The organism is Pseudocolwellia sp. AS88 (assembly GCF_030551755.1).
Lineage (GTDB): Bacteria > Pseudomonadota > Gammaproteobacteria > Enterobacterales > Alteromonadaceae > Pseudocolwellia.
Genome location: NZ_JAUPEC010000027.1, coordinates 36,729 through 58,294, shown reverse-complemented (window position 1 = coordinate 58,294; position 21,566 = coordinate 36,729). Strand labels below are relative to the sequence as shown.

The window sequence follows — 21,566 nt, the reverse complement described above, 5'->3', positions numbered from 1 at the left end:
AAAGGTCACTACCTTATTAAAAAAACTAACAATCGTTAGCTTTTTAATAATGGCATTTACTGATAATCTATTAAAATCTTCTTTTAATTAATAAAAAATCCATAAAATATGTCAAATAAAAAAAGCGCTAGTTTAACCACTCGCATCGTTATAGGTATGGCTGCCGGCATCATTCTCGGCTTTATATTACAAATGCTGATGCCTAATAAGTCTGATTTTGTTATCCCTCTTTATATTTTCGACCTTTCTCTTAGAGGATTATTAGTTGATGGAATATTTCAGGTAGGTGGTAAAGTTTTTGTCGCCAGCTTACAAATGTTAGTTGTTCCATTAGTATTTGTTTCTTTAATTTGTGGCACTTGCTCTTTAAAAGATACATCTAAGTTAGGACGTATTGGTGGTAAAGCTATTGGCTTGTATTTGATCACAACGGCGATAGCAATTAGTTTTGCCATGTTCTTAGCCTTGTTAGTAAATCCTGGCGAAGGCGTAAATATGATTGCTAACACGACTTTCGAAAGTAGAGAAGCACCTTCTTTAGCTCAAGTAATTATTCAAATGTTTCCAACGAACCCATTCTCAGCGTTTGCTAATGGGAATATGCTTCAAGTTATTGTTTTTGCATTATTGTTTGGTATAGCTATTGCTCTATCAGGTAAAGCGGGCGAAAGAATTACTAGCTTATTTGAAGATTTAAGTACTGTTATTATGCGCTTAGTTACTATGTTAATGAACATAGCTCCTTATGGTGTTTTCTGTTTATTAGCGGGCTTATTCACTGATGTATCTATAGAAACATTTGGTAATTTGATCCAGTATTTTCTTGTGGTTTTCTTTGCTTTAGTTTTACATGCAACTATTACCTACCCTGTAATTCTTAAATTATTAACAGGCTTAAATCCTTTAATATTTCTCAGAAAAATGCGTAATACCGCTATATTCGCTTTTTCAACATCAAGTAGTAATGCAACATTACCAATCACTATGGCAACAGCAACTAAAAAATTAGGTGTTAAAAACTCTATCGCCTCTTTTACTGTGCCTTTAGGTGCAACCATTAACATGGATGGCACAGCCATAATGCAAGGGGTTGCAACAGTATTTATCGCTCAGGTATTCAATGTAGATTTAACTTTGTCAGACTATTTACTTGTAATACTAACAGCTACACTCGCTTCTATTGGTACAGCCGGAGTTCCAGGTGTAGGGCTCATCATGCTTGCTATGGTACTTAATCAAGTAGGCTTGCCTGTTGAAGGTATTGGTTTGATTATTGGTGTTGACCGACTGCTTGATATGACAAGAACAGCAGTTAACGTGACAGGCGATAGTATGGTTACGGTTATTGTTGGTAAATCTGAAAAGCAATTTGATGAAGATGTTTTCTATGACATGGATGCGGGTCAAGAAGACGAAGAAGCTGATTCTAAAGCTAGTTAACGATTAAACCTTAAAACTTGTACAAACATAAACTAAGGCCTGTTATTTTATCGTAACAGGTCTTTTTATTTGAGCAATTTCAAGAATAAATATTTACTAGAAACGAGATAAGATGACGAAAAAATGTCGAATGATAAAATTAATTAGATCAAGCAAAGAGTAAAGTTAAACAAACGTTTAGAGTTTTTACCTCTCAAGCTTTATAAAGCCTTCATACAAGCACAAAACCATTCTTTTAGAGTGTAAAATCTAAAGCGATATCGGTACAGCCTTTATCACAATACAAGCCTGGCGTTTCTGACTGTTCAGGTAAAACTAGTTTTATTGTTGTGCCACAACTGTCACATGGAATTACTCTTCCAGCCATGATTTTTTTTATTAATGCTTTTTGATCATTAAAAGACCTTGCACTTGTTTTTTTTATCTCGTCAAACTGCTTAATATCAATCATATCACTCTTCAATTATCGAAAATTATTATTAATTTACTTGAAAATAAAAGCCATCAAAAACACCTTCAAAAGGTGCTGAGCTTTCTGTTAATAAATGCCTATATGAAATGATATTTTCATATGATGCACTAATAAATGGATAAGCCGTAACTTCCCACGGATGTTCTGGATTTCCATCAAATGAACACAAAGAAAGTTTTTGGTTATTTTCTAATAATAAATGACCAAATTTAAGCGCTTGCTCATGGGATTTAAAAATAACTGTAAACTCAATCTCTCTTTCTTGGTTGATATCATGACCTGCACTCACTGCATTCCATAAAAATTCGCCAATCTCATCTTGTGGAAAAAGCGCTAAATCACGTTCCATTTTATACCTTAATAAATTTTAGTTTTTGTATTACTCGACAAGTACATGATTTACAAATCACATGAATTCAAGCTCAGTTAAATAATACTATCAAAAATACGACAGGTCATTGCCTTGTTTGGTAAACTAGCATTAATATTTTTATTTAAATTGATTTAAAGGCTTAGCTTGAGCATTTCAAAAGATCATTTAGCTGACAGGCAAATCTTCGAAAAACATATTGTTGTAACATCAGAAACCACTAATGCCTTATTAGAATTAGAAGCTGTTTGTAATATAAGCATTGCCGACCTTAAAAAGGCGATAAATAAAGGTGCACTTTGGTTAACTCGAGGTAAATCTACCCAACGCTTTCGTCGAATAAAAAAATCTTTAAAGCAAGGTGATGAATTACATTTTTATTATAACCAAGATGTACTTAATCAAGTACCGAATGAAGCCAAGTTAATTGAAGACATGGGCGAATATAGCGTTTGGTATAAACCTTATGGCATGCTATCTCAAGGTTCAAAGTGGAGCGATCATTGTACAATTGCACGTTGGGCGCAAACTCATCTTCAACCAGAGCGTGCTGTTTTTATTGTACATCGATTAGATCGTGCAGCATCTGGCCTCATTATTATCGCTCATACAAAAAAGATGGCTCAAGCCTTCAGCAAAATGTTTGAGCTGCATCATCTAGAAAAACGCTACTTAATTTTGATCCATGGAGATCATAGAAGTCACTCTCAACCAGAAATAATAACAACACAAGTTGATGGCAAAAATGCTAAAAGCCAGTTTACTTGTAAAAGCTATAATGAAAGCCTTGATACATCTTTGATTGATGTACTAATAGATTCAGGAAGGAAGCATCAAATACGACTTCATGCTGCAAGTATAGGAATGCCCGTTGTTGGAGACAGGTTACACGGGGATAGTAAAAGAGATGATTTATTAAAAGAGAAAATGAGTAAAGATATAGATTTGCAGTTATGTGCATTCTCACTGGTATTTGTTTGCCCAATAAGCTTAGAAACTAAAACCTTTCGTTTACCTGATGAATTATTACCTTCACATTTAAGCCAATAACTTGAACTAGATACAATAAGGTATTTTAAAATTTAAAGACGTCGCTTTTATTACGTAACTTCAACTCGGGATAATGAATGTTATAACATTCAATAAAAAGAATTATTTATTAATAGATTAAAGAACCATCAAAGTACTTTACATGTAATATGATGACTCAATATTGATAGTTTTATGCCTAGCAAGGCGGATTTGTGTACCCAATAGCTGGCTATTGGTAACGAATACACAGTTTTTTTATTCCCGATAAAAACTAAGTACCTACATCCATGTAGGCAACGATGTTAGGCTTAAAAATAGCTTATTGAGTAACTTTGCTTATCCCGAGTTGAGGTTACTTATGTATAAAAGCGACGCCTTATTCTCTAGAGCAACATCATGACTTATCTATGATAAGACATTAGTGTAATCTAAATTTATTTTTTAGTACTTAGCTGAATTTAGTGACTTATGCTATGTAAGAAAAATCATCGTCAGACATAACAGATAAGCTATCGCCCACAAGTTCATCTGAATTAATTTCTTGTAATAAAGCAAAACCTTCTTCACGCTGTTGTTGGTTTAAAGCGTAATACGGTAATCTAAATACAGGGTTAACAGCTTTAGTCATCATCAAGGCTGTATTTAATGCGATAGGGTTAGGCTCGCAAAACAACCACGACATAAAGTTTGTAACACTCTTATTTAACTCGTGATCTGGTTCATCCATTAATTTACGCATAACTTGCGGAATAATATTTGAAGCTACAGAAATAACGCCATGTGAACCAAATTCATGTCTGCCAGCAAAACTTTCATCGTCATTGCCAGACCAACATGCAATACCATTCTTTTCATACTGAGCTATACGCTCATTGCCAGAACATTCTTTAACACCAATAAAGTTTTTGTGTGTTGATAATGGCGCTATCATTTCAGGCGTTACGTCTTGCCCTGTTCTACCCGGCACGTTATAAATAAATGCAGGGCCAATATCTAATACCGCTTTAAAATGTTCTACAACACCTTTATCTGAAGTGCGACCGTAATATGGGTTAATTTGTAATGCTGCATGCATTCCCATTGCAAAACCATGTTTAGTGGCTTTAATCGCTTCGCGCGTATTATTGCTACCAGTATTGCCAACAACAATTAATTTATCGCCATAACGGTTTACGGTATGAGCAATAAGCATTAAATGCTCTTCCCAGCTTAAAAGATGCCCTTCTCCTGTTGTTCCACCAACAATAATACCGTCAACTCCAGCTTCAAGTTGCTTTGCCACAAGTAAATCATATGTTGCTAGGTCTATTTCACCATGTGCATCATAAGGGGTTTTTATTGCTGTTATTAAACTTGCGTCTTTAAGTCTTTTCATTTTTATCTCAAAATTTTAAAAGTGCGGTAAATATTAAACACTTGGTAATTAGTATAATTAGTTTGTTTTCTCAAATAACTAGCGTTTGTACTCTATCGTTATTTACATATACAAACGTAACACGGAAAAACATTTCATTAATCTAGAAAGCTCAACACACTCAGAATGGGAAGCTTACACATAAATAAAATAATAATATGTAAAGTTGTGTAATATATTTGCTCAAACTATGATTAGCAATGAGCTATTTTATCAACAACACGTCTTAGGATAAATACTTCTTCTGTAATTATATGTTGATACTTAACAATATTACTGTCTAAGGCCAGTACTTTATAGGCTTGATAATTTTCATCATCAGTCATATCAGCAGCATAATGTTCTTCGTCAATTAATTCACCTTTAGTGATGGTAAAGTGAATATCGCCAACTAAGCCCCAGTCACCTAGCTCAGTTATTTCTTCAACAACCTCGCCTTCGTTATTATATTGCACAAATAAAAACTCAAAACTACCGTCTGGTTCTATCCGTGCGAACTCGGTTATTTGATTTCCTTCAGCATCTGAATCGCCTCTGTACCAATACCCTAATAACAAATTACGGTTAAATGTTTTAGCCAAAATATTAAGCTTCCTTAGCTACAATAATCGACTTTATTCTAACGTTAAACTTAGTTATTTGATACGGTTGAGCAAACAATAATGTAATTAAGACTTTAAAAACATTCTACTTTTATGTTTATTAAAATCTATACAAACATTAACCAATAAATATTTCTGAATTATTTATTAATTGCTTTATTCACTTAAACAAAAAAACACATTTAAAATAAAAACAGTATTAAATTCAATGATAAATGTATGAATATACTTAGATAATATTTATGATGTCTCATAGCTATAATTAATTGAATAAAAGAAAGGTAAACTTATGTCGTCTATCAATTTGCAATTACTCCTCACTGGCAATGAACTCGTCAGCGGCGATGTTATTGATACAAACTCAGCCTATATTGCAAAACAGATCAAAGGCTTGGGTATTGATGTTTCTAGACGTGTAACTATTTCAGATAACCTAAATACGCTGGCGAGCGAAATACAACATATGTCTAAACTTGCAGACATACTTATTATTAATGGCGGTTTAGGACCAACAACGGATGATCTAACCTCTGAAGCATTAGCTATAGCTGCAGAATCAACGCTAGAAGAGAACCCTGAGGCAATAAAACATTTAACTTTATGGGCGAAAAAACGCGAGTTAGTGCTTGATCAAGCTAATTTAAAACAAGCCATATTACCAAAAAAAAGTAAAATCATTCATAACCGAACTGGCAGTGCTGTTGGTATTCATTTAAACATTAACGACTGTGACATATATTGTACACCAGGGGTCCCGAGCGAATTGAAGATAATGCTAAATGAAGAGATTATCCCTTTATTAAAAAGCCAGCTGCCTGAACAAGAATTAGCTCATACCACTCGATTTCAAACTTTCGGTATTGGAGAATCGAAGCTTCAGATGTTAATTAATGAGAGTTTCCCTGACCTACCTAACGAAATTGAAATTGGCTATAGAGCAAACTCCCCTACTTTAGAATTGAAATTAACAAGTTATACAAAAGCGGCTTATGAAACAAAAAAACAATGGTTGCCAAAATTTCATAATCTATTAAATGATCACATTTTAGGTGAAATAGAAGGCGATAACGTATCTCTTCCTTCATATGTTTATCAATTATTACTAAAAAACAAACTAACCATCACCACAGCTGAATCATGTACTGGCGGGTTAATTGCTAGTCAAATAACTGAACTTTCAGGTTCATCACAAGTATTTGAAGCAGGTTTTGTTACATACTCCAACGAAATGAAAACAGAAATGCTAGGTGTACCACAAACAACGTTAAATACCTTTGGTGCGGTAAGTAAAGATACCGTTTTAGCTATGGCACAAGGTGCATTAGCCAAAAGTCATGCAGATATAGCAGTTGCTGTTTCTGGTATAGCAGGCCCTACAGGCGGAACACTTGAAAAACCAACGGGTACAGTTTGGATAGCATGGGGGAATTCTAACAATATGCATAGCCAACATTTTATTGTTAAAGGTGAAAGAAATAACTTCCAGCGCACGGTTGCGGCAAGATGTTTAGATTTAGTGAGACGTTTTTTAATAAACAGTTCTCACCAACCTTGGTATGTAAATTAATATAAAACGCTTAATACATGCGTATTTGTAATGATATACGGGTTATTTATTGCTTAGTAATTTAAAACTTTATATATTGACTGCTAAAGCATTTAAATTATTACTTCCCCTCACTGTTAATTTATTGTTAATACAGCAATTTATTATATTTTAAATACTGTAAGTTACACATTTTAAAATCAAACTGAAACCAGTTGCCGAGATTAGGAGCGTATTTTGATAGAAAAGAATTTTATCACTAGTGGACGAAATACCATTATCCACAAAAATAGAAAATTTGATTTACTTATAATTAATGGCGAAAACCCTGTCGTTATAATAAGTAATAGGGGTATAGGCGAATATAAAGGTGAAATCCCAAGAAAAAGGTCTGAAGCTAAAAAAGTCTATCAGGAAGTTATTGATATAAGCTCCTCGGAATGTTTTGGCGAAGAAAAAACCTTATTATTTATACAAGCTTTAGATAATAAAGAGTACAAAATTGATTACTCTAAAATAAAAACACCTGCATTTATAAAGATACATCAAGAAAATTATATTTAAAAAATTAAGCAACGGTTGAACATAAAGGATGTAGTTCGTGACTCAAGCAAACTTGGTTGAAAATAAAAAAAACAATATCGACTTGGTTTTACAACCAATCAAAAATGACAGCGTCATTAATGAATCAGTTATACAGAGCCTAATTGAGAAATCTGAATACAGTCATTTAGAGTTAAATATTAGTAATATTAGAAATGCTATAGCAGAACTGAATAGCGTTTTAAAACCATTACAAAAAGATAAAACGGGTCGAGAAATCCGTTATCAAGTTCTAGAGCGCAAAGATGCCACCATTGAAATAAAAATTGATGATGATGAGATGTCTGCCTCCGCCGAAATCACAACAGCATTAGGTGGTAAAAACCTTACAGCTAAAGATATATTAAATTCAGCACAGGCTGCAGGTGTCAAAAAAGGTTTCGTAAAAGAGGGGCTCATACGCCTAGCTCAAAAATCAATTACAGAACCTGAAGGCATATTACTCAAAGAAGTTATTGCTAAAGGTAAAACCCCCATCAATGGTTCCAATGCCCGTATAAAACTCCTAGTACAATGTGCTCAAGACCGAATATTACGCCCCAGAGAGCGTGATGACGGCACTGTTGATATGAGAGATTTAGGTGACATTATTTGTGTACGTGTTGGTGAACCTCTTGCCCAAATAATACCTTGTACCGAAGGTGTTAAAGGTTATACCGTCAAAGGTGCTCCTCTTGAACCGAATCCAGGTGACGATATCGAAATGACTGCGGGGGAAGGCACTATCATCAGCCCTAAAAATAAAAACATCCTTATTTCTACATTAGTCGGATTACCGCGGTCGATAAACAATGGAATAGCGATAGATGAAGTGTATAAATTGAAAAATGTTGATGTCACAACGGGTCATATTAAATTTGAAGGCAGCGTTATTATAGATGGCGATGTTTGTGAAGGTATGAAAGTTGTTGCTAAAGGCGATATAACTGTTGGTGGTTTTGTTGAATCAGCTTATTTAGAGGCTGGTGGTGATATCACTATCATTGGCGGTATTCTTGGTAAAAAGCAAGAAGTGGAAGACCTCTCTAAATCAGATATTACAATGAGCGCAACGATTAATGCTGTAGGTAATATTTTCGCCAAATATTGTCAATATGCAGACATTACCTGCAATACCTTGAGAATAAACAACCAATTAATGCATAGTATAATTGATGTTAACGATAAAGTTTGGGTAGGTTCAGAAGAGAAAGCCGATGGAAAGCTAATTGCTGGTTATATCAATGCTGTGAATTCAGTACACGCAGGAACAGTAGGCGCAACAGCAGGAAGCGCAACAACAATTACCTTTAATAAAAAAATCCAAGAATACAGACAGCAAATTATAGAAGTTGAAGAACAGCTAAAAATTGAAACCAATAAAACTCAAGAACTAAAGGTAGCAACCAATAAAATCAAGGCACTTCCTAAGGGCAAAGCGCCTGCAGAAATGATAAAAAAAGTGGTTTCAACCTATCAATACCATGCCCGTAAAATGGGTGAAATTCTTGTTGAAAAAGAGATTATTGAAGCACAAATTCAAACTTATATGACTGAAGTATATATTGAAGCCACAGAACGTATATATCATGGTGTAAAACTTAATATTGGTGACTTCAATGAAAGAACAAAACGAGAACATGGCCCAAGTAAAATGTTTTATCTAGAAAGAAAGGTTCATATCGATCCAATCATTCATACTTAACAATATATTCAGTGATGCTTTTTTTTGATTCAGCATCACTTAGATTGCAAACCATGTGTAGCTTGTTATAAATATCAGTTTTTACAACTTAGTTTTATTCTTAACTTAAGCCCTTAGCTTGCGCCTTAACTAAACCTTAACTAAAGCCTCACCAGAAAACTTAACACCTTCCCAGCCAGAAATCATAAAATTGCGAATATTACCATGGTCGTTGCCTTCAGGGTTTTCTAAAACATCTTCACGATAATACTTACCAAAACATGCTAGCGTTTGCTCTACTGAAAGATCGTTTAATTGAGCAAAAGCAAAAATTTTGCATGAGCCTTCATTAGTTCCTGACTCATTAACCACTTCACCATTACTAAAAGTTGTTGGTGTGTATTGGTAATTTTCATTAATAGTACTGATCACATCATCAAAAGAAACGTTTTGTGGTTGTTGTGATATTACTTCTAAAAGTTGTGTTAACGTCATAACCTACCTAGATAATAAATTGAATAAACAGTCCCATATTTTACCTTAAAACCACACTAAACAGGGACGTTTTCATCACTTTTTTAATATTTCTGAACATAAAGAGCTGTATAGGTTAATTAAAACATATCTGTGCAGTGAGCTTATGTATTTATTCGCTATAATAACTTTGAATCATACGATAATGTCATCAATATAAAATTACTTTTAAGGATAACTTGTGATTAAGAAACTTAGTTTATTAACACTACTAGTACCATTTTTTTTCTCAACATCAGTAAGTGCAATGAAAGTAAGCTCATTAGCTGATGAAACAGCAACTTACGCTGTAGAAACTTACAAAGAAGACATGATAAATAGCTTGGCGCAACTCGTTAAGCATAATACTGTTGCCGTTGAAGGTATTCCTTCTCCAGAAAACCCTGTTCACATAGCTTTTAAACAAGAATTAAAGAAACAAGCTGCCGAACTTGGTCTTGATTTTAAAGATGATGGTTTTGTCGTGATCATTGGCTTAGGTGATTCAACAGATCGTGTTGGTATTGTTACGCACGGTGATGTTCAGCCGGCTAATAAAACTAAATGGAAACAATCGCCATACACATTAGATTTAACATCAAAACCCGGCACAATAATTGGTCGTGGAACAGAAGATGACAAAGGCCCTATCTCTACAGCTTTATACGCTATGAAAGCAATTAAAGATAAAAGTATAAAGCTAAACAAAAGATTAGAGTTATACATATACATGGCTGAAGAGTCAGATTGGGCACCGTTAGAAGAATACATAAAAACTCACGACCTACCTCAAATGAATATAACTATTGATGCAGAATACCCCGTTGTAACAGCAGAAAAAGGGTATGGGACCATTAGTTTAACTTTTCCTAACAAAGCAGTAAGCACTCAACAGGCTTATTTAGAATCATTTACCGGTGGTTTTTTTGGTAGCCAAATACCTGAAGATGCTACAGCCATCATTAAAAATGCGAGCGTTGAATTACTTCAACAAGTTATCAATAAAGCAAAATTTTACAAAAACATAGGTTTCGACTTTGATTTAACTGATCAAGTTTTAACAATTAAAGCCTTAGGTAAATCAGCTCATTCTTCAAAACCTGAAGACGGTGTAAATGCTATTACCTATCTTGCAGATTTAATCTCATTCAAACGCTGGCCAGCGAATACAAGTGGCGCACTAGTAAACTTTATTAATGATAATATTGGAACAGGTTTATACGCAGATAAATTTGGTGAATTAGCGTTTAAAGACGACTTTATGGGACCTCTAACCTTATCTCCAACAGTATTAAAGCAACTTGATAACGGCACGCAGCTTAATATTAATATTCGACGTCCTAGAGGAAAAGATACAACAACTCTGAAAGCACAAGTAATCAAAACAGTATACGACTGGTCAAGTACCAACCAATTCACTATCACTGATTTAAATACTGTTGTTAAAGAACCTTGGGTACAAGATGATGCACCTCAAGTTGACACCTTATTATCTATCTTCTCGCACTATACAGGGATTAAAGATGCTAAACCTATTTCAATTGGTGGCGGCACAAACTCAAGAATGTTCCCTAGAGCCGTAAGTTTTGGACCTTCAATGCCAAATACCGAATATACAGGTCATACGGAAAATGAATTCATTACAGTAAAACAATTCACATTAAATTTAAAAATGTACACTGCAGCGTTTATCGAGTTAGCTAAATAGTTGTCTCTAAATAAACAGGCTTTATTAACGCCTGAGTTTTAGGAAAAAAACATCAAAGCCAACAGTTTATACAAATTGTTGGCTTTTTTAATACTCTTAATAGCAGTTCATTACTGATAACGTTATTATAAACCTAATATTTTTATTTCCTTAAAAGACATTTCCATGAAAAAAACATGCATAGTTACTGGCGGTAGTTCAGGTATCGGTTTGAGTATTGTTCAATTATTTTTAGCAAATAATTACCAAGTATTTAACTTAGATATTACGCCATCAGACAATGGAATATTTAAAGCATGTGACATCACAAATGTTGATGCCGTAGGTCAAATTATTAATGAAATAAGTGCTCAACATACAATAGACGTACTGGTGTCGAATGCAGGTATTCATTTTTCAGGTACTATTGAAAACACCTCAGAAGCTGAATTTGATCGTGTCTTTAATATTAATGTTAAAGGTGCTTATGCCGCAGTAAAAGCGGTACTACCTTCAATGAAGGCAAACAACGCTGGTTCAATTATTATAATGGCGTCAGACCAAGCATTGATAGCAAAGCACAACTCATTTGCCTATAACATGAGTAAAGCAGCATTAGCCTCAATCGCAAAAACAACAGCGCTCGATTACGCAAGTTACAATATACGCTCAAATGCTGTTTGTCCTGGGACCATTGAAACACCTCTTTATCATCAAGCTATAGATAAATATTGTGAACGCTCAGGGGCCGATAAAGCTCAAATCCATCAAGAAGAATCTGATTTACAACCATTAGGCAGATTAGGACAACCGGAAGAAGTTGCAGAACTTGTGCTATTTTTAGCGTCTGAAAAATCAAAGTTCATCACAGGTAGCTTACAAGTGATTGATGGCGGATATACCGCACAATAAATCTCCTAACAAGTAACAGCAACAATACGTAAGGCAAGGTTTTAGCATGAAAATTATTGATCCACATATTCATTTATTTGATTTATCACTTGGCGAATATCAATGGCTAAAGCCTGAAAACCCTCCTTTTTGGTCAGATAAAAAAGTTATCAATAATAACTTTTCTGAAGCAGATATTAATTTATTCACTCAAACGCAAGATCTTGAACTTTCGGGCTTTGTGCATATTGAAGCGGGCTTTGATAATGAATTTCCTTGGCGAGAGATTCAATGGTTAGAATCGAACTGTAAAAATAACTTCCGCTCTGTGGCTTGTATTGATTTAACTACGCCAGCGGATGTTTTTATAAAGCAAATAGGTAAACTACTTAGCTTTAAAAGTGTTGTCGGCTGTCGACATATTTTAGATGATTTAGCATTCGACATACTAAGCCATAAAAACACCTTAGCTAATTTAAAAATCTTAGCAAACAAGCAATTAAGTTTTGACTTACAAATGCCTTTATCCGATCTAAAAGGCATAAAGGCGTTAACCGACATACTTCAGCAACTACCTGAACTGACCATTATTATTAATCATGCTGGCTCACCGCCCTACTTCATGAAACATAATATTCCTGAGCAAAACAGTAACTTTAATCATTGGCTAAAGAGCTTAAAAACACTTAGTCAATTTGAACATTGCGCAATAAAATGTTCTGGTTGGGAAATGCAAAACAGAGAATATAATTCTCTTTGGTGCGATAATATTATTGCTCATTGTGTTCGAGCTTTTGGTATTAATAGAGTCATGCTAGGAAGCAACTTTCCACTGTGTTTATTCAGTAAAAGTTATCAAGAGGTTTGGCAATTTCATTCAAGTCTAACGTTTTATAATCAAAAACAACTGGCACAACTTTGCTTAGAAAACTCAAAGCACTGGTATAAGTTTTAGAGCATTAGAATAATACCAAACGGATTAATTTATTGAGCAACTTAGAGCTACATTAGCAAGCTTAGAACAAGCAAAATTGATTAAACATAGTTATTCTATATTTCTTCAATTTTGTGATGTTATCAGTTTGCTAATGAGCTCCCCAAGGGCGAGAATTTAAAAGCTTATATGCCGCGTTATTGATTTTGACAAGGTTCCTACATGGATGTAGGACATTAGGGTAACGCAGGAGCAGTTACCGAGAATAATCATTATCTTCAATCAATGCCTCGCCTACATGAATGTAGGTGCTTAGGTTCAGTCTGGAACTATGAACCTGTGCCTCTAAGCCTTTTAATTCTCGCTAAGTGTGCAATAAATGAATCCGCTTGGTATAACTAGCGATAAAATCTCAATATAGAAGAAAAAGAAGTTAAGAGCTTATCGACTAAGCACACTTAACTTCTTGTGATATTAACTTCTTCTAACATTAACTTATTGAGATATCAGATTTTGTAATTATCAAAAACTAACAAGTATGAATGAGAGATAATGGGTTATCCCTCGCTTAAACTAACTGTTATTCTTTTTCCGATCAATACAGCCTAAATCTTTATCTGGCGCTATGGTATCTCTTACTAAAGTTTTTAACTCGGTAATCTCAGGAAATCGCCCCATATCTTTGCGCGACCAAATAAGCGTACCATTAGCATAAATTTCAAATATACCTCCAGTACCAGGTAACAAAGATAGCTCATCGATTTCGCTCTCAAAAGTAGTTAATAACTCTTGCGCCATCCAAGCTGAGCGCGCTAACCATTTACATTTAGAACAAAACTTAATATCAACTTTATTCATATCAATAACTCTAGGTTACTTAACAATCACATGCGGAGAACGTTTTACAACGTCGTCGTTCAATTCAATGCCTATACCCGGTGTTTCAGACACTTTGAATATACCATTTTTAGGTTGAGGATCTTGAATACATAATTCACGATTCCATGCTTTAGTTGCATAAGTATGATGCTCATGAATTAAAAAGTTAGGTATCGCTGTTTCTAAATGTAAAGATGCCGCTGTTGCTACAGGACCACCACAAACATGTGCTTGAATACGAATGTCATAAACATCAGCATAATCACACACTTTTTTAGCTTCAGTAAAACCACCACATAAACCAACATCTGGCTGTAAAACATCAATACTTTGATCTTCAAAATACGGACGTACATCCCAGCGATGGTACAACCGTTCGCCACCAGCAATTGGCACTTTCACATTTTCAGCAACTTTTTTATGTACCGCAGAATTTAAGTAATTTACAGGCTCTTCGTACATCATACAGCCTACTTCTTCGATAACTTCGCCCATTTGAATAGCTGAAGCGGCGCCCATTAATGAATGAGATTCAAAAATGATGTCAACATCAGGTCCAACAGCAGCACGAATAGCTCTTAAACGATTACCAAATAAACGCATTTGCGGTTGAGTAAATAACTTAGTGCGATCAAATGATGATTCACCATTTGCATCATAAACAATAGGATCAACTTTAACCGCATCATAACCTTCTGCAACTGCTTTTAATGCTGCTTCAGCGTATTGTTCAGGCTGAGTTAACTTGGTAATTTCAGTATCCCAATCAAATTGTAATTGGCTAGCATAAGTACGTAATTCATCATTTACTTTACCCCCTAACAATTGATAAACAGGAACACCTAAAGCTTTACCTTTTATGTCCCAAAGCGCTGTATCAATCGCACTCATGGCAGAATAAAGTACAGGTCCTCCGCCTAAGCCCCAAAAACTTTCACGTAACATACGTGACCAAAGCTTTTCAGTTTGAAAAGGGTCATAACCAATTAACACAGCTTCCACTATTTCTTTGATCATAGCTGCAGCTGCACTGTGTCCCCAATCATAGGCTAAACCAGCTTCACCTACACCTGTAATACCTTCATCAGTATGTATGCGGATAAAAACGGGATTCCAAGGTGGACGTTCTGGACAATGAATATCAAAAATTTCAACGTGAGTTACTTTCATGGAGTTCTCTATATAAAAAGCTGTTTAAAAAATAAGTAAATGAGTTTGTGGTCTCAAAATACTATTGAGCAAAACTTGGATCTTCGTTATACACACGTCTTAACATGGCAGGCCAAGCTTTTTGACCACCTGTTAATCCAGTATGTACTATATTTGCTTGTGCTTTAATGCCATCAATAATGCTTTGATCAACAATATTAGGTTTCATACCCGTCGACATTATTTGCACTTGAATTTCGCATGCACGTGCTAAATCGTACATATGCATAAATGCATCACCTATGGTTTTACCCACAGTTAACGCACCATGATTTCTTAGCAGCATAAAATTGGTATCAGCTAAGTTGTTTTGTAATTTGACTTTCTCTGCAGGATTAACCGCTAAGCCTTCATAATCGTGATAGCTTAGCGAGGCAAGTGCAAACATCGCATATTGGCTTAAAGGCAGAAGCCCTTCTTCTACACTCGCAACCGCTATAGTTGCATTAGTGTGAAGATGTAAAACACACATAGCATCATGTCGTGCTGCATGTATTGCACTATGAATAGTAAAACCTGCAGGGTTTATCTCAAAAGGACATTCTGCATCAATAATATTGCCATCAATATCAATTTTAACGAGATTTGATGCAGTAACTTCTTTAAACGTTAGTCCAAATGCATTAATCAGATAATAATTAGTATCAGGAATACGTGCTGAAATATGAGTGTAAATTAAGTCATCCCAACCATGTAAAGCCACTAAGCGATAACAAGCGGCTAAATCGACTCGCGTATTCCACTCACTTTCAGAGACTTTATCTTTTAAATTTATATTACTTATATTAGGTAATTCGAACATAAACACCTTGTTTCATCAGGCTCACTTTAATATTATCAAGTTTAAAGCATAGAGCATTGCTTTTAAACATATCTAACACTTTCTCTATTTTCTAAGATGATGACTTGATTAATCATCCTTTATCAAATGAAGTGAAAGAATATAATCGAAAGTTAGTTCTTATTCATATATTTTCCAGCTTAAACGAAGTCTTAAATTAACTATGTGCATTCTATTTATCGCCTTAAAACAACACCCAAAGTTTCCAGTTATTATTTGTGCAAACAGAGACGAGTTCCACCAAAGACCTACCCAAAACCTTCATCGTTGGTCTGAGAGCGAAATATTAGCGGGTAAAGATTTACAAGCAGGCGGAACTTGGCTTGGTTTAACTCAATCAGAACATTTTTCAGCATTAACCAATTTTAGACAACCGGATTTAATTGATAACACCAAAACATCGCGTGGTGATCTAGTACTTAAAGCTTTGTCTCCAGAAAACATTGCAGGCAACCATCAAGAAATCAGAAACCACCTCACTGAGAATAGTCAAAACTATAATGGTTTTAATTTAATCTACGGCAGTTTAGACAAACTCTACGGCTTTGATAGTGTTAATAAAGAAGAACATCTAATGGAAGACGGTGTTTTTAGTATTTGCAATGGTGCTATATCGGATAGCTGGCCTAAAATGAAACGAGGTCAACAAAAACTAAAAGATTTAGTAACGGATAAAAAGCATGAAAATGAACTTGATGTAGAGCTACTGTTAGCCTTAATGAATGACACAACTAAAGCCTCCACAGAAACGTTACCCAGAACAGGCTTACCTCTTGAACGCGAAGCCCTACTCAGTTCTATATTTATCACTTCACCTGATTACGGCACACGTTCAACCATTATTATCACAAAAGATATAAATAATGTGGTTGAGATTACTGAACGAACTTATGCTCCATCAGGAGAAGCAGTTAGCAATAAAAATATGTCACTAGATGAAGTATTTACTAGGGTCTGTTGATCTTTCGAGATTATTTTTACAGCAAGGTGTTTGGTATTTAGACAAGGCAGAGTATGTGACGTGTAGCTGGCTACTCGAACAGACGATAACGTGGTATAAATTTCAAACACATGCTGCCCTTTGGGTTCATTTAAAACGAATTTACTCATTGCTGTTCGCTTTTTTAATACGACTGCATGGATGCAGAAGGTAGGGCGACTCAGGAGACAAAGCCGAGAATAACGATTAGACAAAGCTCACATCGCGATTAAATTCGTTATAAATTGAATAAAATTTAACCCTGAAAGTTCAACAGACCCTAATTAGCCTTTTATTTAGTGGCTAAACTAATTGTTTAATAATCACAGCAATAATTAAAACAAAACAAGCTATACCTGCAATTTTAGATAGTTTAGCTTGTTGTTCTTGTTCCATAGGCTTACCAAAACGTTCACCTAAAACCACCATCAAAGCAACGGCAGCAAAAATAACAGCTAAAATAATAAGTAGTGCCATGAATATGTCCTTGTACGAATTATAAATGTAAGGTTTATTTATCTTCCCAGCTTGTTGTCGCTGCTATTTTTGAAACTTAAACGAGTCAAATCTTTAATCGTAAATGAATACAAGTAAAAAATAAGCAAGATAGTAACACGATAGAAATAACCAAGAAATCTAACTTAACAGAGCTCGTTCAGATTGAGTAATTTAAAACTAAACTCAACAATATAAGTTCAACTAACTTAAGTGAATTTTAATAAATAATTCAATACATTTTCACACAATTCCACTAAAATAAGCTATCAAATAATTGGGAACATACGTTAATGGAAAAAGGTTTAGACTTCGAAGATAAAAGACGCTTTATAATCAAGTTAGGAAAAGCGCTGCATAAGTTTGGGACACCGGCTTATCGTCTTGAAGCTCACCTGCATAATGTATCGCTTTCATTAAATTTAGATTCTTGTTTTTTAATTACACCAACATCTCTCACCTTCGTATTATCTGAAACAGATGACGAACAAGAATATGCGCATGTTATTCGTGTAGACCCTGGTGATTTAGATCTAGGTTCTTTAGCGAGAACAGATGAACTCGTTGATGAATTAAGCTCTGGACAACGAACCCTTTCAGAAGCCATTGAACGTTTAGACGAAATACAAAACAAACCTAATCCTTACGGGCAAATTTTAACGCTACTTGCCTTTGTAGGCTCGAGTGGTGCATTTGCGATGTTAATGCACACCAGCTGGAATGATGTTTTTTGGTCAGCCCTTTTAGGCGTTGTTGTTTATTTGTTTGTATTTTGGAGTGGTTATTCTCGACGTGTTACTGAGATGTTAGAACCAATAACAGCTCTAACAGTCGCAGTACTGGCTTCTGCAGCCACCTTAATTGATCCAAGCTTGAATACTCCCGTTGTTATTCTCTCGAGTATTATTTCCTTTATTCCTGGTTTAGCCCTAACCCTTGGCTTATCTGAACTAGCTTCAAGAAATTTAATCTCAGGCACCGCTCGAATAATGGATGCCTTAATGTCGTTATTTAAACTCTATTTTGGTGGTTTCCTTGGGTTAGCTATAGGTCGTTTACTTTGGGGCGAAGTCGATATAGTACCATCAACTTTTATTCCTGACTGGACAGCATGGCTTGCCGTTACGGTTTTATCTATCAGCTTAGTGGTGCAATTTAAAGTAAGAATAAAAGATGCTCCATGGGGGATCGCTTCTGGATATGTAGCTTACGGCGCAAGTATTTGGAGTGCCTTATATTTAGGTGGCCCACTTAGCGCTTTCGTGGGTGCATTTGCATTAGGTTTATACAGCAACATGTTCTCTAAAATAATGAACTTACCTTCAAGTATCGTTAAACTATTGGGCTTAGTTGTTCTGGTACCAGGAAGTAAAGTTTATATAGGTTTGAATAGCGCGGTTTCGGGTCAACACATGATTAATGCCAGTGATCTTGGTTCGCAAACCTTTTTGATTTTTATGTCATTAGTGGCTGGATTATTATTTTCGAACGTCACTTTACCACCTCGTAAAGTTCTGTAATTAACTGATCCATAACATGATAAATGTAAGTATATATGTCATGTTATGGAAATTATAACCTTTCCCATTTATTATCATTGAGTAACATTCATTACTCACTGAGTTTAGCGTTAATCAAATAACGCTAAACAGGTAAGCCAATGAATATAAATAATTCGTTTTATATCCCATAATCATAAAAATATTAAAGAGTACTTACTCCATGAAAACACTTATTACGAGCGCAGTGTGCACGTCAGTATTATTGCTATCTGCCTGTAATCAAACACCTCAAGCTTTATCAGAAACGGCTGCTGTGCAAGCGCCTAAGAAATCTGTACTGGTGTCTGGTATTACAAAAGCCAATATCGATAACACAGTTCGCCCACAAGATAACTTCTATCAATACGTTAACGGTGGCTGGATAAAGAGATCTGAAATTCCAGGTGATAAAACCGCCATAGGTTCTTTTTATGACCTACGTGATGATGCCGATAATAGTGTTAAAGCCATTATTGAAGATTTAGCTAAACAAAAAAATCTTGTAGCCGGTAGCGATGAACAAAAAGTAGCAGACTTATTTAATTCATTTATGGATATGGAAAAAAGAAATGCTGCTGGCATTACTCCTCTTCTGCCAATAATGGATGATATAAACAAACTAAAAAGTAAAAAAGATCTTGCTAAGTTCTTTGGTGAATACCAAGCAGTTGGTATTAATACGCCATTTTCATTTTACATTAGTGTGGATGCTAAAGATTCTAGCAACTATGCAACACACGTTTGGCAAAGTGGCTTAGGTTTACCTGATCAAGATTACTACTTTAACGAAGAAGAACGTTTTGTAAAATTGCGCCAAGGTTATCTAGCACACATTGAAAAAATGTTTGAATTAGCAGGACTTCCAAATGGTAAGGCTGCCGCTCAAAGCATTATGTCATTAGAAACTAAGTTAGCGGAGCATCATTGGACTCGTGTTGAATCAAGAGACAGTGAAAAGCGTTACAATAAATTTGCAGTATCAGATCTACCAAAATCAGTTACAGATAAATTTGATTGGTTAACTTACCTTGATGCACTTGGCGTTTCTGGGCAGAAAAACCTGATTGTAAACCAACCTGATTATGCAGCTGCTTTTGGTGATATATTTACTGAAACGTCAGTAGCTGATTGGCAAACTTATTTAACATTCCACACATTAAGTCGATTTGCTTCTTATTTAACTGCTGACTTAGATAATGAAGACTTTAACTTCTTTTCAAAGCAATTAAATGGTCGTGAAGAACAACGTCCACAATGGAAAAGAGGTGTATCTGTTGTTAACTCAAACCTAGGTGAAGTTATAGGTAAAGTTTATGTTGCTAAGCACTTTACTCCTGAAGCTAAATCAAGAATGAGTCAACTGGTAGAAAATCTAAGAGGCGCTTACGGTGAAAGCATTGATGAACTTGAATGGATGTCTGACGACACTAAAAAATCAGCGCATGTAAAACTTGCCGCTTTTACACCTAAAATCGGTTACCCAGACAAATGGGAAGATTATTCAGCCTTAACGATTAAAGCTGATGATGTTGTTGGTAATATTATTCGCTCAGGTAAGATCAGCCATACAAAAGAAGTTGAAAAACTTGGTGGGCCAATCAGAACTTGGGAATGGGGTATGACACCTCAAACAGTTAATGCTTATTACAATCCAACAGTAAATGAAATTGTATTTCCTGCAGCGATTTTACAAGCTCCTTTCTTCAACATGGCTGCAGACGATGCCGTTAACTACGGTGGTATTGGCGCTGTAATCGGTCATGAAATGGGTCATGGTTTTGACGACCAAGGTAGCAAGTATGATGACAAAGGTAATTTAAGAAACTGGTGGACTGAAGCAGACTTAAAAGCCTTTAAAGAACGAGCTGATAACTTAGTATCTCAATACAGTAACTACGCTGTATTTGACGATTTAAACGTAAATGGTGAGTTAACACTAGGTGAGAACATTGGTGATTTATCGGGTGTAACTATAGCTTACAAAGCTTATAAGGCATCATTAAATGGTAAAGAAGCTCCAGTCATTGATGGTTTAACAGGTGATCAACGCTTCTTCATGGGGTATGCTCAAATTTGGCGCTCAAAAATTGTTGAGAAATCAATGAGAAACCGTGTGGCAACAGACCCGCATTCACCGGGAGAGTTCAGAGCATTAGGTTCTTTATCAAACATGCCTGAATTTTATGATGCATTTAATGTTAAAGAAGGCGATAAAATGTATATCGCACCTGAAAATAGAGTAAAAATTTGGTAGTAAAGTAAGCTTATCGTTTTATATAAGCTCAAACTAGGGTCTGTTAATCTTTCGAGATTATTTTTACAGCAAGGTGTTTGATATTTAGACAAGGCGGAGTCTGTGACGTGTAGCTGGCTACTCGAACAGACGATAACGCCCTGACTATCCAAAGTTAGGAATTTCAAACACATGCTGCCCTTTGGGTTCATTTAAAGCGAA

General features: G+C 35.2%; 20 protein-coding genes. 11 read left to right on the top strand and 9 right to left on the bottom strand.

Going from position 1 to position 21,566, the window contains the following annotated elements; translation table 11 throughout:
- The first annotated feature begins 108 nt into the window (after window positions 1-108).
- Entirely contained in the window at window positions 109-1,440 is a 1,332-nt protein-coding gene (locus Q5N69_RS15910) for a dicarboxylate/amino acid:cation symporter (protein ID WP_304370075.1), read from the top strand.
- A 235-nt stretch (window positions 1,441-1,675) separates the two neighbouring features.
- Here the strand turns inward: Q5N69_RS15910 and Q5N69_RS15905 are convergent, their stop codons facing one another.
- On the bottom strand, window positions 1,676-1,891 hold the full coding sequence (locus tag Q5N69_RS15905) for a hypothetical protein (protein ID WP_304370074.1): 216 nt from the start codon (window positions 1,889-1,891) through the stop codon (window positions 1,676-1,678).
- A gap of 28 nt (window positions 1,892-1,919) precedes the next feature.
- Window positions 1,920-2,261 (bottom strand): ribonuclease E inhibitor RraB, encoded by a 342-nt coding sequence (locus Q5N69_RS15900; protein WP_304370073.1) that lies wholly within the window; start codon window positions 2,259-2,261, stop codon window positions 1,920-1,922.
- 168 nt (window positions 2,262-2,429) lie between these two features.
- Between Q5N69_RS15900 and Q5N69_RS15895 the strand changes: the two genes are divergently transcribed.
- Window positions 2,430-3,332, top strand: a complete 903-nt coding sequence (locus Q5N69_RS15895; RefSeq protein WP_304370072.1) for an RluA family pseudouridine synthase — start codon at window positions 2,430-2,432, stop codon at window positions 3,330-3,332.
- Between the two features lie 448 nt (window positions 3,333-3,780).
- Here the strand turns inward: Q5N69_RS15895 and dapA are convergent, their stop codons facing one another.
- Window positions 3,781-4,689: a 4-hydroxy-tetrahydrodipicolinate synthase gene (dapA, locus tag Q5N69_RS15890; protein ID WP_304370071.1), complete on the bottom strand. Its 909-nt coding sequence runs from the start codon at window positions 4,687-4,689 to the stop codon at window positions 3,781-3,783.
- 233 nt (window positions 4,690-4,922) lie between these two features.
- On the bottom strand, window positions 4,923-5,309 hold the full coding sequence (locus Q5N69_RS15885; protein WP_304370070.1) for a hypothetical protein: 387 nt from the start codon (window positions 5,307-5,309) through the stop codon (window positions 4,923-4,925).
- 310 nt (window positions 5,310-5,619) lie between these two features.
- On the opposite strand from Q5N69_RS15885, the gene Q5N69_RS15880 reads away from it, so the two are divergent.
- The 3 genes from Q5N69_RS15880 (at window position 5,620) to Q5N69_RS15870 (ending at window position 9,163) form a co-directional block, all read left to right on the top strand.
- A complete protein-coding gene (locus Q5N69_RS15880) occupies window positions 5,620-6,897 on the top strand; it encodes a CinA family nicotinamide mononucleotide deamidase-related protein (protein ID WP_304370069.1) in 1,278 nt (425 codons plus the stop codon).
- A gap of 216 nt (window positions 6,898-7,113) precedes the next feature.
- Entirely contained in the window at window positions 7,114-7,440 is a 327-nt protein-coding gene (locus Q5N69_RS15875; protein ID WP_304370068.1) for a hypothetical protein, read from the top strand.
- A 37-nt stretch (window positions 7,441-7,477) separates the two neighbouring features.
- Window positions 7,478-9,163, top strand: coding sequence for a DUF342 domain-containing protein (locus Q5N69_RS15870; RefSeq protein WP_304370067.1), 1,686 nt, complete (start codon window positions 7,478-7,480; stop codon window positions 9,161-9,163).
- 129 nt (window positions 9,164-9,292) lie between these two features.
- On the opposite strand, the gene Q5N69_RS15865 is transcribed toward Q5N69_RS15870, so the two are convergent.
- On the bottom strand, window positions 9,293-9,637 hold the full coding sequence (locus Q5N69_RS15865; protein WP_304370066.1) for a HopJ type III effector protein: 345 nt from the start codon (window positions 9,635-9,637) through the stop codon (window positions 9,293-9,295).
- 220 nt (window positions 9,638-9,857) lie between these two features.
- Here Q5N69_RS15865 and Q5N69_RS15860 point away from each other — a divergent pair, with 220 nt between their 5' ends.
- The 3 genes from Q5N69_RS15860 to Q5N69_RS15850 all read left to right on the top strand — a co-directional run bounded on the left by Q5N69_RS15860 (window position 9,858) and on the right by Q5N69_RS15850 (window position 13,188).
- The gene (locus Q5N69_RS15860; protein WP_304370065.1) at window positions 9,858-11,363 is read left to right on the top strand and encodes a dipeptidase; all 1,506 of its coding nucleotides are present in this window, start codon (window positions 9,858-9,860) and stop codon (window positions 11,361-11,363) included.
- Between the two features lie 165 nt (window positions 11,364-11,528).
- Window positions 11,529-12,254 carry an SDR family NAD(P)-dependent oxidoreductase gene (locus Q5N69_RS15855; RefSeq protein ID WP_304370064.1) on the top strand — a complete coding sequence of 242 codons (726 nt, stop codon included), beginning with the start codon at window positions 11,529-11,531 and terminating at the stop codon, window positions 12,252-12,254.
- 46 nt (window positions 12,255-12,300) lie between these two features.
- Window positions 12,301-13,188, top strand: a complete 888-nt coding sequence (locus Q5N69_RS15850; RefSeq protein ID WP_304370063.1) for an amidohydrolase — start codon at window positions 12,301-12,303, stop codon at window positions 13,186-13,188.
- 552 nt (window positions 13,189-13,740) lie between these two features.
- On the opposite strand, the gene Q5N69_RS15845 is transcribed toward Q5N69_RS15850, so the two are convergent.
- The 3 genes from Q5N69_RS15845 to Q5N69_RS15835 all read right to left on the bottom strand — a co-directional run bounded on the left by Q5N69_RS15845 (window position 13,741) and on the right by Q5N69_RS15835 (window position 16,057).
- Complete coding sequence (locus tag Q5N69_RS15845) at window positions 13,741-14,025, bottom strand: SelT/SelW/SelH family protein (RefSeq protein WP_304370062.1); 285 nt, start codon at window positions 14,023-14,025, stop codon at window positions 13,741-13,743.
- Between the two features lie 15 nt (window positions 14,026-14,040).
- Window positions 14,041-15,216 (bottom strand): mandelate racemase/muconate lactonizing enzyme family protein, encoded by a 1,176-nt coding sequence (locus tag Q5N69_RS15840; RefSeq protein ID WP_304370061.1) that lies wholly within the window; start codon window positions 15,214-15,216, stop codon window positions 14,041-14,043.
- Between the two features lie 61 nt (window positions 15,217-15,277).
- Complete coding sequence (locus Q5N69_RS15835) at window positions 15,278-16,057, bottom strand: class II aldolase/adducin family protein (protein ID WP_304370060.1); 780 nt, start codon at window positions 16,055-16,057, stop codon at window positions 15,278-15,280.
- A 202-nt stretch (window positions 16,058-16,259) separates the two neighbouring features.
- On the opposite strand from Q5N69_RS15835, the gene Q5N69_RS15830 reads away from it, so the two are divergent.
- On the top strand, window positions 16,260-17,057 hold the full coding sequence (locus Q5N69_RS15830) for an NRDE family protein (RefSeq protein ID WP_304370059.1): 798 nt from the start codon (window positions 16,260-16,262) through the stop codon (window positions 17,055-17,057).
- A 321-nt stretch (window positions 17,058-17,378) separates the two neighbouring features.
- Here Q5N69_RS15830 and Q5N69_RS15825 read toward each other — a convergent pair whose 3' ends face one another.
- Window positions 17,379-17,552, bottom strand: a complete 174-nt coding sequence (locus Q5N69_RS15825) for a hypothetical protein (protein ID WP_304370058.1) — start codon at window positions 17,550-17,552, stop codon at window positions 17,379-17,381.
- Window positions 17,553-17,863: 311 nt separating this feature from the next.
- Between Q5N69_RS15825 and Q5N69_RS15820 the strand changes: the two genes are divergently transcribed.
- Together Q5N69_RS15820 and Q5N69_RS15815 are read left to right on the top strand one after the other, a co-directional pair.
- Complete coding sequence (locus Q5N69_RS15820; RefSeq protein WP_304370057.1) at window positions 17,864-19,090, top strand: threonine/serine exporter ThrE family protein; 1,227 nt, start codon at window positions 17,864-17,866, stop codon at window positions 19,088-19,090.
- A 202-nt stretch (window positions 19,091-19,292) separates the two neighbouring features.
- Window positions 19,293-21,365, top strand: coding sequence for a M13 family metallopeptidase (locus Q5N69_RS15815; RefSeq protein WP_304370056.1), 2,073 nt, complete (start codon window positions 19,293-19,295; stop codon window positions 21,363-21,365).
- Window positions 21,366-21,566: the final 201 nt, after the last annotated feature.

Coding starts and splice junctions, on each gene's coding strand:
- Q5N69_RS15835 (WP_304370060.1), bottom strand. CDS start 16,057: ATGTTCGAATTACCTAATATAAGTAATATAAATTTAAAAGATAAAGTC.
- Q5N69_RS15855 (WP_304370064.1), top strand. CDS start 11,529: ATGAAAAAAACATGCATAGTTACTGGCGGTAGTTCAGGTATCGGTTTG.
- Q5N69_RS15910 (WP_304370075.1), top strand. CDS start 109: ATGTCAAATAAAAAAAGCGCTAGTTTAACCACTCGCATCGTTATAGGT.
- Q5N69_RS15815 (WP_304370056.1), top strand. CDS start 19,293: ATGAAAACACTTATTACGAGCGCAGTGTGCACGTCAGTATTATTGCTA.
- Q5N69_RS15820 (WP_304370057.1), top strand. CDS start 17,864: ATGGAAAAAGGTTTAGACTTCGAAGATAAAAGACGCTTTATAATCAAG.
- Q5N69_RS15845 (WP_304370062.1), bottom strand. CDS start 14,025: ATGAATAAAGTTGATATTAAGTTTTGTTCTAAATGTAAATGGTTAGCG.
- Q5N69_RS15865 (WP_304370066.1), bottom strand. CDS start 9,637: ATGACGTTAACACAACTTTTAGAAGTAATATCACAACAACCACAAAAC.
- Q5N69_RS15840 (WP_304370061.1), bottom strand. CDS start 15,216: ATGAAAGTAACTCACGTTGAAATTTTTGATATTCATTGTCCAGAACGT.
- dapA (WP_304370071.1), bottom strand. CDS start 4,689: ATGAAAAGACTTAAAGACGCAAGTTTAATAACAGCAATAAAAACCCCT.
- Q5N69_RS15830 (WP_304370059.1), top strand. CDS start 16,260: ATGTGCATTCTATTTATCGCCTTAAAACAACACCCAAAGTTTCCAGTT.
- Q5N69_RS15825 (WP_304370058.1), bottom strand. CDS start 17,552: ATGGCACTACTTATTATTTTAGCTGTTATTTTTGCTGCCGTTGCTTTG.
- Q5N69_RS15900 (WP_304370073.1), bottom strand. CDS start 2,261: ATGGAACGTGATTTAGCGCTTTTTCCACAAGATGAGATTGGCGAATTT.
- Q5N69_RS15850 (WP_304370063.1), top strand. CDS start 12,301: ATGAAAATTATTGATCCACATATTCATTTATTTGATTTATCACTTGGC.
- Q5N69_RS15905 (WP_304370074.1), bottom strand. CDS start 1,891: ATGATTGATATTAAGCAGTTTGACGAGATAAAAAAAACAAGTGCAAGG.
- Q5N69_RS15880 (WP_304370069.1), top strand. CDS start 5,620: ATGTCGTCTATCAATTTGCAATTACTCCTCACTGGCAATGAACTCGTC.